The sequence below is a fragment of the Nocardiopsis sp. iso_186 genome (assembly GCF_056173365.1).
Genome location: NZ_CM149670.1, coordinates 3,127,115 through 3,139,604, shown reverse-complemented (window position 1 = coordinate 3,139,604; position 12,490 = coordinate 3,127,115). Strand labels below are relative to the sequence as shown.

The following is a 12,490-nucleotide window of genomic DNA, read 5'->3' as shown; positions in this document are numbered from 1 at the left end:
ATTCACTTTCGATGAGCGGTTTGGTTGAGGCGGGGGCGGTGGCGGATCACCGCGCGACGCAGGAGGTAATCAGCTGATGTGGCGGTCTCGGCGTGCACGACGAGGTCGGTGACCTCGTCGTAGATCTCACAGGTCAGTGCGCGAATCGCACGCTGGCCCCTGTGCTGGCCCTGGCTACCGTCCTCAGCAGGGGCGGTGCTCTGGTCACCGGACAAAAGCCCGTAGAAGAGGTTTTCGGCGCGCTTCCAAAACAGCGGGGTGGCGCGGTTGGGCCATGCTTCGAGGAGTTTCTCCTTGGGGCCGCTGCGAACACCATTGCGCCAGGCGCTGCGCAGCGCGCTACGCAGGAGCCACGCCTCGGTGTCGAAGGTCTGCAGCAGCTGTTGGATCTCGGCGGACACCGTCGCCCGCTCGTTCTCGTCAGCCGCGGTGAGGAACTCAGCCAAAGCCACAGGGGTCTGGGAGAGCCACCAGGCGTAGTCCACGGTTTTGGGATCCTGGTGGAAGGCCACCGCGGTAAGACCTGCGATCCCGATGCCTTCGTCGGGCCGTTCGGCCAGGAACGCGGGAGGGAGATAGCCGTCGCGGCTCGGTTGCGCGTTGTTGCGCGCGCTGGGGAGAAGCGCGTCGAGTTCACGCCAGAGTGCGCGGGAGGGATTGGCCTTGCGGGTGTTGCCTTTGGAATGCTCGTAACTCAAAAACGGGATCTTCTTGAGCGCGGGCCACGGGTTGCGGTAGGCCCACGTGCGATAGACATCGGCGACATCGCCGTTGTCGTCGCGTACCAGCAGCATCGAATGGTTGTGCACCGCGCTCAACAGCGCACACATCCCACCCGGCTGCAGAGCGGGCCGTCCGGGGGAGGGCCAGGCCTCCCACTCCCAGGGGCACTCGTCGGCGAACGCCGCCACACCCGGGTCGGGTGCGGCTTCTCCCGGAGGCACCAGAGATCGCAAAAGGCTCTCGAACAAGGTCTTGCCGCGCGGGATGTAGACCATGCTCCCGCGCAGCATGCCTGACCGTGATGAGGAAGAGGACTTGCCGTCAACCTCGCGTGCGGTGATCTGGCCGGCAGCACCGTAGTACCACTGCACCAGCAACCACCAGATGGCCTCCGCAGGGGGAATCGGGGTCTGTTTGTCCTTGTGGTGGCGTGTCCACCACGTGGCCGAGTTGACACCGGTGGGGCGGCCCAACACGAACTTGTTGACCCCCGAGGTCTGCTTGCACTCAGCGACAAGGCGTCGATCCTGCAGGAAGGGCTTGTCCCCGAAGAGGAAGAAAGCATCGGCGTAGCGCTCGAAGTATTCCTCGACCGGGTTGCTCTCCGCCGCACCGCCGGCGGAGTCGCGCAGCTCAGGGGGGACGGACGTGAAGGTGCCATGGCGATACCAGGCGTCGCGGCGCTTCTCCCACTCCTGCGGGGTGTCTTGTCGGTCCAGGCCGGTGATGCGATACGTCAGCGTGGTCAGTACCAGCCACACGGCCCCATAAGCCGGAGGGGTGGGTGCCACGATGTCGATCGTGTGCTGGGCCGTGGTGAAAAGGGACTGCAAACCTCCTTCCACGGTGTCCCTGTTGAAGTGGCGGCGAGGCAGCCATGGGCAATGGCGCAGGCTGTAGTCGTAGTCGTCCAAGAGGGGTGCCTTTGCTAGCGGTAGCGGCGTGAGAACGCGGCGAACAGGCCCAGATCCTCCGAGAGCAACACCCGGTAGGCGCTGATCGGGTGAACCGGAGCGTGGCCGGTGATGGTGACATCGGTGTCGGCGATGCGGTGGTCGGTCGCTGTGCGTTCGAACTCGACGGTGACCACGCGCTCCAGAGCGGGGTCTCTGTCGAACCAACCGGGAGAAGGCGATCGGGCTTCCTCGTGCCAAAAGGCCGAACGCGCGGAGATGGTGTGCTTGACGATGCTCCACACGATCTCCTGGTCAACCCGCTTGCGCTTTTTCTTACGACCGGGCTTCTCCTGGTCCTCTTCTTCTGGGACCTGAGGCATCGGCAGCGTGCAGTCAACATCCAAAAACATTTGGTCGTCCTTGGTCCACACCGGCAGCAGCCGCACGCTGTCAGCACCCAGCCGTGTGGTGAGGATCGTTTCGACGTCCTCAGAAGCACTGGTCAGCTTGTGAAGATCCTTGACCCGAAGATCGGGGCGGGGGATGACGACCTGCTCGCCTTGCCCGGCCTGCACCGTGGCCTCGCTCCAGCACGCCATCGCCGCCTCGGCGAAACGCTCATCCTCCGAACACAGCCACAACTGGTCGCGAGTGGCCCGCTCCACCAGTTCCTGCACACCGGTGGGAACCTCGACCAGACGACCAGGAAGGCCCGCAGCTGCTTCCAGCCCGTTGCCCGTGCGTTCTTCAAGGGCTTCCCACGTGGCCATGAGCTCGTCGAGAGGGTAAGGGACGGCCTCCACCGGGAGCCCCTGCTCGATCCCCGCCAACACGTGCACCGACCACTGACGCCACGCACGCGGAATCTGGCCGCCAGAGCGGTGGCGGTGGGCACGGCCCGCGCGCTGGAAGAGCAGCGACATCGGCGCCAGCTCGCTGATCACCACGTCGAAGTCCCAATCCAAGGACTGCTCGACAACCGATGTCGCCACCAGGATCGAGCGGCGTGGCCGCGCCAGACGCTGCTCGGAGTCCCGCGAGCCGGGTTTGCCGAATTGCTGCTCCAGCCGGTCCGTGCGCCGACCGCGCTCTCCCACAGGAAAACGTGCGTGCAGCAGCTCCACCCGGCAATCGGCCGGGGCTTGCGCGCGCAACCGCACCGCCAGCGCCTGGGCCGCAGTGACCGTGTTGACCACGATCAACGCGTTGCCCTGCCCCTCAGGCGCGAAAATCGCGTCCAGAACACTTCGGCAACGCTCCGCCATCTGCACCCCCCGCTTGGCCAGATCGCGCTCAGCGAGTTCCATTGCGTGCAGGCGAAACGAGAGCTGGGCGACCTCACCCACGGGAGAGTGCCGTACCTGGGTACGCGCCGACCGGGCGTCGTAGTAGAGCCAGCCGGGGTAAGGAGCCCGCTGCTCATGCCCCGACTGCTCCACCGTGCCCAGACCGTTGATACGCCGCCAACAAGCGGCACCCACGTCATAGGAGTCACGAAGAGACCGCGTCAACTTGTCGGGCAGCGTCGCCGAGAGCACGATCACCGGAACCCCGATGGCCCCCAGCCACATGAGTGTGCGCCGCAGCAGGCTCTGGGAGTAGGCGTCACAGGTGTGGGCCTCGTCGATCACGACGACCTTGTCGCGCAGACCGGCCATGCGCAGCGGTTGGAAACGCGAAGGCAGGGAGATCGCGAGCAGTTGGTCGATAGTGCACACCCCGACCGTGGCGTGCAGACGCCGCGCCCCTTGCGACATCCACTTCGACCGGTAAGGGCTGCCCCGCTCACAGTCGGACTCGATCACCGCTTTGTCCATCGCGGCCCCACCCACGGCCTCGGCAGTACCGGGTCTTCTCTCCAACAACCGGGCGGCCTCTTCGGAGAAACTGGCCATGGAATGCAGGAGCTCAACCGTGGCATCCTCGCCCAGAGTCCGCCGCATGTCTTTCACGACCCGCCCGAACATCGCGTCGGTGGTGGCCATCGTCGGCAAGACGAACAACAGCCCTCTTTCTTCGTTGAGCCGCTCGCGCATCATGGAGAAGGCATCCAAGGAGGCTTGGGTCTTGCCCGCACCCGTACGGTCGGTGATGACCAGCAGACCAGGCCCGGTGATCATGGGTGCCAGCTCCTGTCGCAGGGAAAGCTGCACCCCGCGCGGCTCAAAACCGAAGCGCTCAACGAACGTCTGCTTCCGCAGCTTCAACGGCCGTACACCGATGCGTTTGAGTTCGGCGGCCGCTGCCTCGATTCCCGACTCGAAGAACGCTCGGGCGGCCTCGACCGTCCACCCCCGTGGCCCGGGCAGATGCTCCATGCGGCGCTGGATGTAGGACTCCTGGGAAACGATCCAGTCGGCCCACTGCACCATCCCGCAGGCCCCCGCCACCGCCAGGGCGCGACTTGAGCGTTCGTCCTCATCCGCCGAGAACATCGGGCTGCCCAACGCCTGCCATACGGTGTGTGCGATCTCTGAGCGCACCCACACCCAGTCGGCCCGCGCGTCACCGCTGGCGGCCAGGGCCGTGAGCGCGTCGGTCGTGTTCATCAGTCCTGGGACCTTGCCGTGGTGGGAACCGACCACCAGCCCCACGTATTCGATGACGGTCTTAACAGCTGGACCTGCGGCGACCATCTGCGCGATCCAGCCGTCCTGTATGGCGCTGGCGTGTCCCGGGGCGGTGTGCGCCCGCGAGAAACCTTCGGAAAAAGGAGGTTTCCCCTCCCACATGGCCAACCAGGCCGTCTTGTCCCTGGCGGCAAAGCCGGTGATGGCCTTGCCGAGGTCATGTAGCGCCGCCAACAGGGCCAGGCACAGAAGCTCCTGTCGCCCCAGTGCTTTGGACGCTCCACCGAAGCCCATCCGGAAATTGTCACTACCCAGTGCCACGATCATGGCGGCGGCGTCGAGAAGGTGCGCGATCAGGGGATACGGGGCTGGAAGTCCTTCGGACTTGCCCCACACCACGCCCAACGCCCGAGGCCGGTCGTTGCCACGTTGGGGGGCGGCAGTGCGGGCGGTGGCTCTCTGGAGGGAGCGGCGAAAGGACATGGCAAGTAAGTTACAGCAATCAACATTGGCTATTCGCTAAATGCCAGATTCGGTCACTCTGCTGATCTAACCCCCGCGCGTGCAGGGAGCTGTGCTATTGGCTGGCCACGTCAATCAGCAGTGGCTTGGCCCACCCTCGCGCGTGCGAGGAAGTTGCTAGCGCTCTCGATCTTAACTTCGACAGCTTCCGAGGAACTCACTCTCCCCCTGGGGGGCAAATGTCATATTTTGCTCGTTTTGGCGATGTGGGGGCATCTTCAATGGTTGTGCCAAGTCGTGCGGGAGTGCCCTGTGAGTCGAAACGTTGAAGGGGTGGAAGGGCTGGGCTGGTTCGTCGATACTCAAAGTGGGATGGAATGGCCAGAGCAGTGTTCAAGCTGAGTAGGAGGGTCGGGATGCTCGTTCAAGGCGCTGTGGTGAAGTGCTTCGGTGAAATCGGTAAATTTGGACCATTTGGGTCCATTTTATTCGAAATCCCTAAGATTAAAAATCTATAACGGCTTGCGTTTCTGCAGGTCGCGAAGGGTGCTCCCCGCACACGCGGGGGTTGGTCGCACAGGCCATGACCACGAACCCGTATGCGAACGTGCTCCCCGCACACGCGGGGGTTGGTCGGACACGCAGGCGTACAGGAAGCGGAAGGGGTTGTGCTCCCCGCACACGCGGGGGTTGGTCCAGGCCGCCACCGGATCGAACCGAACCCCCCGAGTGCTCCCCGCACACGCGGGGGTTGGTCCTCCCGCACGGCCAGGACCAAGCCGTACAACGCGTGCTCCCCGCACACGCGGGGGTTGGTCCGAGTTGGCGCAGGAAACTCCGGCGGTCGCCGTGTGCTCCCCGCACACGCGGGGGTTGGTCCAAGCCCGAGCCGGAAAGCAGATCAACATCTGAGTGCTCCCCGCACACGCGGGGGTTGGTCCACGACCACGAAACGCTCCCCCCGCGCCACGCAGTGCTCCCCGCACACGCGGGGGTTGGTCCTCCAGAGCGAGCTCCCCGCAGTGCTCGCGTGGGTGCTCCCCGCACACGCGGGGGTTGGTCCGGGTGCGCTCTCGGTTTCTGAAATTGCAGGTCGTGCTCCCCGCACACGCGGGGGTTGGTCCGAGCTGAGCAGCTCGAACAGCCCAATTCCTCCGTGCTCCCCGCACACGCGGGGGTTGGTCGCGTGTGGATCATCTGGGACCGGTCGATCAGGAGTGCTCCCCGCACACGCGGGGGTTGGTCCATGCCGAGGTCGGCGGTTGGGATGAGGTGGTGGTGCTCCCCGCACACGCGGGGGTTGGTCCATGCCGAGGTCGGCGGTTGGGATGAGGTGGTGGTGCTCCCCGCACACGCGGGGGTTGGTCGGTGTTCGCGGTCTGATCCTCGGCAGTGGCCACGTGCTCCCCGCACACGCGGGGGTTGGTCCTACTCCCGCAGCCACATCGCCCAAGTCGAAGCGTGCTCCCCGCACACGCGGGGGTTGGTCCTCGACGATGCCCGCGCGGATCAGCTGGGTAGCGTGCTCCCCGCACACGCGGGGGTTGGTCCGAGCACGCCCCGAGCGCAGCCTGGCGCACCCAGTGCTCCCCGCACACGCGGGGGTTGGTCTGAGCCTCCCCGTCATCTATCGCATCGCCGAGGGTGCTCCCCGCACACGCGGGGGTTGGTCCGGGTTTCTCCCTAACCGGTTGGTGCGATGTCGGTGCTCCCCGCACACGCGGGGGTTGGTCCTTCGTGGGCTTCTCCCCCCAAGACACCCCCACGTGCTCCCCGCACACGCGGGGGTTGGTCCAGGCACACGCCGAAGCTTTGGATCAGGTGCGCGTGCTCCCCGCACACGCGGGGGTTGGTCCGGTTCGCGGGGAGTCCAATCCCCCGGCCGCACGTGCTCCCCGCACACGCGGGGGTTGGTCCGGTTCGCGGGGAGTCCAATCCCCCGGCCGCACGTGCTCCCCGCACACGCGGGGGTTGGTCTGTCGCAAGCCATTCCTGTAATCCTTGGCAGGCGTGCTCCCCGCACACGCGGGGGTTGGTCCCTCGAGGTCCCGGAGCCGTTGGGGGCCGCAGTGCTCCCCGCACACGCGGGGGTTGGTCCCGCCTACACGGAGGATGCGGCCCGCAGTCGCCGTGCTCCCCGCACACGCGGGGGTTGGTCGCCCCCGCCCCTCATGGCGGGGGCCGGGGGTGGGTGCTCCCCGCACACGCGGGGGTTGGTCCGTCGTCCGCACCGCGTGAACGAACAACGCCCCGTGCTCCCCGCACACGCGGGGGTTGGTCCTTTCACTCCACTTCGCGCCGGTGACCTGGCCGGTGCTCCCCGCACACGCGGGGGTTGGTCCTCGGAGCTCTCCCTCGATGGCACGATTCGAGCGTGCTCCCCGCACACGCGGGGGTTGGTCGGGCTGGTTCAACCGGTAGGCACAGGAAAGCCCGTGCTCCCCGCACACGCGGGGGTTGGTCCCGGGCGTAGGCGCGGCTGTCGCGGATCAACGTGTGCTCCCCGCACACGCGGGGGTTGGTCGGCGGTCCACGAGTCCGGCGGAGTCCGGGGCCTGTGCTCCCCGCACACGCGGGGGTTGGTCCGCGGACCGGACTTTTACGCGGCCGCGCCCGAGGTGCTCCCCGCACACGCGGGGGTTGGTCGGAGACAATCCGAAGTGACGATGCCCGTGATGCGTGCTCCCCGCACACGCGGGGGTTGGTCGATGAGGTGCAGAGCGCCGCGTGCCCGAAGGCGGTGCTCCCCGCACACGCGGGGGTTGGTCCGATCTTGGCCCCATCCGGGGGCGGGAAAACTAGTGCTCCCCGCACACGCGGGGGTTGGTCGCGGCAATTCGGATGCGATGGGGGATAAGACCAGTGCTCCCCGCACACGCGGGGGTTGGTCCGGGCAGACGTCCGGCAACAGCGCGTCCGCCGCGTGCTCCCCGCACACGCGGGGGTTGGTCCATGTCCTCGGTGACGTTGCTCGGAAGCGTCGCGTGCTCCCCGCACACGCGGGGGTTGGTCCCCGGCGGGCAGGCCAAGCCCGCGGTCGGGATCGTGCTCCCCGCACACGCGGGGGTTGGTCCGAAGAGCCCGTCTGCTGCCACGCAGCCGCCACGTGTTCCCCGCACACGCGGGGGTTGGTCCGCGGCCTGCACGAGGGAGCGCATGCGCCGGTGGTGCTCCCCGCACACGCGGGGGTTGGTCCACCGGGCCGGGGCCCGGTCGGGGGTGGTGCAGGTGCTCCCCGCACACGCGGGGGTTGGTCCCTGGGAAAACTGTCAGGCCCTATACGCACCGAGTGCTCCCCGCACACGCGGGGGTTGGTCCAAAGAATCGTTGGGCTTGCCCGTCCAGGAATCGTGCTCCCCGCACACGCGGGGGTTGGTCGGGAGCCCGGCGTGCGCTGGTATATCGGGCGTCGTGCTCCCCGCACACGCGGGGGTTGGTCGGCGACGGCGCCAGGGTCGGCCACGACGCCCCCGTGCTCCCCGCACACGCGGGGGTTGGTCCAAGCCCGACGGCGCCCCCGACATCACCCCCGCGTGCTCCCCGCACACGCGGGGGTTGGTCCATGATCGCGATGTTGGAGTCCTGCTCGATCGCGTGCTCCCCGCACACGCGGGGGTTGGTCCGCCGGGCACCAGGCCACGGCCGGGGCCGGGCAGTGCTCCCCGCACACGCGGGGGTTGGTCCCCCAGAACCAGGCAGTCGCCCTTTGCCAGTGGGTGCTCCCCGCACACGCGGGGGTTGGTCTCAGGCATCCACTCGCTCAACACACAGGACTTCGTGCTCCCCGCACACGCGGGGGTTGGTCCCTGGAGCCCTGTCCCACCCGCACCCCGCACGACGACCAAGACGATCTGCCGTTGGCCCGCCCCTACCTCGACCACTTCGAGCGCGCCCATGCCTGCGCCGGCCCCGAGACGTCCGATGCGTTGGCCGCCGTGGTCTGAGCAGTCCGCGGCGAACCAGGACAAGGAGGAGGCCCGCCCCCCGGATACACGGGCGCATCGGAACCGTTTCCCGGTGATGGGGAAGCCCCTGTTCGGTCGTGCCCCACCATTCCTCATGAGGTGCGCCTCCCTCCGGAGCCGTTCGGGAGGGGGCGCCCGTGCGGGTCCGGGTCATGACGGGGTGGAGCGGGGCGTTTCCAGGTGCCTCCATCGGGCCGGATCGATCAGGTGGGGTGTGTGTATGGCGGCGGTCGTGCCCGGAAGGGGGTCGTGGTGGGTGCAGTCGAGTACGAGGACCTGGTTGCCGCCCGGCTGGAACTCGTATCCGACCGGCTCCAGGCGGGTGGGGATGGCGGAGTCGCGGAGGCGCTGCCTGAGCCTGTCGAGTGCGGGGTAGGGCCGGTTGCTGGTGTGCAGTACGACGGGGAAGAGCCGGACCTGCTTGCGGGCCACTCTGGCGAGTTCGAGGAGGGCGGCGAGGTGGAACGCCTCGTCGAGGGTGGCCCCGTAGGAGAACAGCAGGTGCGAGCTGAGGACGAGGTCGAAGGAACGGTCGGCGAAGGGCAGGGAGGGCAGGGCGGCGGCGAGGTAACGTTCCGGACGGGTGGCGAGGTCGGCGCTGAAGGTCCGCGCGGATCGAAGACGCAGGCGGGTATAGCGGTCGGCGTCACCGAACCAGGTCCAGATGTGTGCGTCGGCCGTGGCCGCGAGGTCGGCGTGTTTGTACTGGATCTCGCGCAGGACGAGGGGGCCGAGGTCCCGGCCGAGGGCGTACTGGGGGTCAACGGCGAGGGCGTCGCCGCCCCGGGCGGAGGCGACGGCGGTGAAGTCGGCCGCCCCGCCCGGGCAGTCCAGCACGCGCTGGGAGAGGTCCTCGTCGGTCAGCGCGAACATGGCGCGGTATTCGTCGTAGGAGCGGGCGCTGACCAGCATGGGATCAGCCCCTGCCGACGAACGGCATGGTCGTGGGCAGCACCGTGAGGGATTGGACGTTGGTGTCCAGCGGCATGGAGGCCATCAGCACCAGGGCTTCGGTGAAGCGTTCGACGGGCAGGGTCGCCTCGACGGCCCTGCTGCCGTCGGCCTGCAACGCCGGGGGCTGCGGACTGCCGTCCGGCGGGGCGACGTTGCCGACGTCGATCTGGCCGCAGGCGATCCGGTGGCGGCGTCCGTCCAGGGACAGGGAGCGGGTCAGGCCGAGGAGGGCGTGCTTGGCCGCGGTGTAGGCGGTGGAGCAGGGGCGCGGCGTGTGCGCGGAGGGTGCGCCGTTGTTGATGATGCGCCCGCCCTGCGGGTCCTGGTCCCGCATGATCCGAAACGCCTGCTGGGAGCAGAGGAAGGCGCCGGTGACGATGGTGTCCAGCACCCGGCTCCAGTCCTCGTACGCGACGTCCTCGGGAGGTAGCCGGGGAGCGGGCGCGCCGGCGTTGTTGACCAGCAGGTCGAGGCGGCCGAAACGGTTGCGGACGGCGTCGAAGAGCGCCCCGACCTGCTGGGGGTCGGTGATGTCGGTGGGGACGGCGAGCACCCGGCCGGGGGGCGCGGCGCACTGCGCGGCGGTCTCGGCCAGGGCTTCCTCGCGGCGTCCCGCCAGGACCAGCGACCAGTCCTCGCGGGCCAGGGCCAGGGCGCAGGCCCGGCCCAGGCCGCTGCCGCCGCCGGTGACGAGGGCGACCCGGCCGGCGGGCCGGTGTGCGGTGGTCACAGGGCCTCCGTGTTCATCCAGAGGCGCAGTACGCGACGGGAGGCGGGGCCGGGGACGTCGGTGTAGGGCGACCGTCCGTGCAGCACCCTGCTGTTGCGGATGACGAGGAGTTCGCCGGCCTCCAACCGCAGGCCGAAGGCGATCTCGGGCCGGTAGAGGACCTCGTCGAGGACGTCGAGGGCCTCCCAGTGGCGGGCGGTCACGGGCGTGGCGCTGCGTTCCGCGGAGGCGCGGACGGTGCGGGTCTGGTAGTAGCAGCCGATGGCCCCGTCGGGCTGGGTGAAGAGGATCGGGGAGACGATCAGTTGCTGTCCCGCGCGGCCGGTCCTGTCGAACGTCCAGTCCTCGCGCAGGGCGGCCAGGGCCCGGGGCTGTTCGCGTCCGATGATGTCGTGGACACGGCGGGCGCTGGCCAGCTTGGTCATGCCGCCGCCGCGGATTGCGGGCTGGAGGCACAGGAGCACCAGGAGGTCGCAGGTGTCGCAGTGGAAGCCGAGCTCGGTGGCGCCGTCGCCGTCGCGGTCCCGCAGGACCTGGGTGAGGTCGCCCTGGGCGTTTTGCGGGATGACCTGGCCGAAGTCCCGGAGAAGGAACGACAGCGCGGACACGATGGCGTCCTCGGGTGCGGAGGCGTCCACGAGGTTGCGGACGTGGACGAAGCCGACGGTCCTCAGGCTGGTGAGTGCGAAGGAGCGGAGGCCGCGGCGCGCGGAGTCGGCCGGGCCCCACTCCCCGGCGGACGCGTCGCGCCACAGGGCGTCGCGGTCGGTGTCGGTCAGCGGCAGGGACCACAGCTCGCGGTGGGATTCGAGGTAGTCGCTGTCCCAGCTGACGTCGGTGAGGGTGTCGTCGGACATGGGTGAACCTTTCCGGCACGGGAACGGACGGTCTGCTCGGGGGCTGCGCTCAGGCCGTGGCCGAGGTCACGGCCTTGGACCACAGGGAGAGGGCCTCGCCGATCTGGCCACTGTCCACCACGAGCGCCGGGATCATGCGCACGACACTCTGGTGCACCCCGCAGGTGAGGAGCAGCAGGCCCAGTTCCGCGGCGGCCTGCTGGGCGCGTCGGGCCGTCGCGGGGTCGGGTGAGCCGTCGGGACGCTGGAACTCGCAGGCCGCCATGAGTCCGAGGCCGCGCACATCGGCGATGGCGGGGACGCCGGCGGCGGCCTCCCGCAGGCCGCGCAGAAGCAGTTCGCCCTGTGCCGCGGCGTTGTCAACCAGGCGCTCGTCCCTGATGACGTCGAGGGTGGCGACGGCGGCCGCGCAGGCCACCGGATTGGCGCCGTAGGTGCCGCCCTGGGAGCCGGGCCGGGCCTTGCGCATCAACGCGGTGGGCGCGGCGATCGCCGACAGCGGGAATCCGCTGGCCAGGCCCTTGGCGGTGATGAGGATGTCGGGCACGGTGCCGCTGCCGTGCTGGTGGGCCCAGAACCGCCCCGTCCTGCCGAAGCCGGTCTGCACCTCGTCGAGGACGAGGAGCATGCCGTGCCGGTCGGCTCTCTCCCGCAGGCCGGCGAGGAAGCCGGGAGGCGCGGGCACGTAGCCGCCCTCTCCCAGGACCGGCTCGACGAACAGCGCGGCGGTCTCCCCGGGGGAGCTCACCGTGGCGAGGACATGGTCCAGGCCGCGCAGCGCGTGCTCCACGGCGGCCTCCGCGTCCAGCCCGAGCCTGAACGCGTGGGGGAACGGGGCCACGGCCACGCCGGGCATCAGGGGGCCGATGCCGTCGCGGAAGCGGGTGCCGGCGGTGGTGAGGGCCGCCGCCCCCATGGTGCGCCCGTGGAACGACCCGTCGAACACGATCACGTTCTGCCGGCCGGTGGCGTGGCGGGCGAGACGCACGGCCGCCTCCACTGCCTCGCTGCCGGAGTTGAGGTAGAACACGGAGTCCAGGCCCTCGGGCAGTACGGTCCCGAGCCGTTCGGTGAGATCGAGCAGCGGCTGGTGCAACACGGTGGTGTACTGGCCGTGGATGAGCCGGCCCGCCTGCCGTTGGGCGGCTTCGACGACCCTGGGATGGCAGTGGCCGGTGCCGGTCACCCCGACACCGGCGGTGAAGTCGAGGTAGCGGCGTCCTTCGGCGTCGAAGAGGTACACGCCTTCGCCGCGGACGGCCACCACCGGGGTGGCCTGGGTGAGCACGGGGGAGAGCTGGGACACGGGTTTTCCCTTCGTTGCTGCGACGGG

The 12,490-nt window shown here is 68.9% G+C and carries 6 protein-coding genes and 1 CRISPR repeat array; all 6 genes read right to left on the bottom strand.

Going from position 1 to position 12,490, the window contains the following annotated elements:
- Nucleotides 1–2: 2 nt before the first annotated feature.
- Nucleotides 3–1,637 carry a type I-E CRISPR-associated protein Cse1/CasA gene (gene casA / locus AC0VYP_RS13845; RefSeq protein ID WP_475470025.1) on the bottom strand — a complete coding sequence of 545 codons (1,635 nt, stop codon included), beginning with the start codon at nucleotides 1,635–1,637 and terminating at the stop codon, nucleotides 3–5.
- A gap of 14 nt (nucleotides 1,638–1,651) precedes the next feature.
- Nucleotides 1,652–4,672 (bottom strand): CRISPR-associated helicase Cas3', encoded by a 3,021-nt coding sequence (gene cas3, locus AC0VYP_RS13840; RefSeq protein ID WP_475470023.1) that lies wholly within the window; start codon nucleotides 4,670–4,672, stop codon nucleotides 1,652–1,654.
- 525 nt (nucleotides 4,673–5,197) lie between these two features.
- Nucleotides 5,198–8,456: a CRISPR direct-repeat array (repeat unit 28 nt; unit sequence GTGCTCCCCGCACACGCGGGGGTTGGTC).
- A 310-nt stretch (nucleotides 8,457–8,766) separates the two neighbouring features.
- Nucleotides 8,767–9,528 (bottom strand): class I SAM-dependent methyltransferase, encoded by a 762-nt coding sequence (locus tag AC0VYP_RS13835; RefSeq protein WP_475470022.1) that lies wholly within the window; start codon nucleotides 9,526–9,528, stop codon nucleotides 8,767–8,769.
- 4 nt (nucleotides 9,529–9,532) lie between these two features.
- Nucleotides 9,533–10,300, bottom strand: coding sequence for an SDR family oxidoreductase (locus tag AC0VYP_RS13830; RefSeq protein WP_475470020.1), 768 nt, complete (start codon nucleotides 10,298–10,300; stop codon nucleotides 9,533–9,535).
- Nucleotides 10,297–11,157, bottom strand: a complete 861-nt coding sequence (locus AC0VYP_RS13825; protein ID WP_285760105.1) for a TauD/TfdA family dioxygenase — start codon at nucleotides 11,155–11,157, stop codon at nucleotides 10,297–10,299. Before AC0VYP_RS13825 ends, AC0VYP_RS13830 begins: the two co-directional genes overlap by 4 nt.
- A gap of 49 nt (nucleotides 11,158–11,206) precedes the next feature.
- The gene (locus AC0VYP_RS13820) at nucleotides 11,207–12,463 is read right to left on the bottom strand and encodes an aspartate aminotransferase family protein (RefSeq protein ID WP_475470018.1); all 1,257 of its coding nucleotides are present in this window, start codon (nucleotides 12,461–12,463) and stop codon (nucleotides 11,207–11,209) included.
- Nucleotides 12,464–12,490 lie beyond the last annotated feature (27 nt).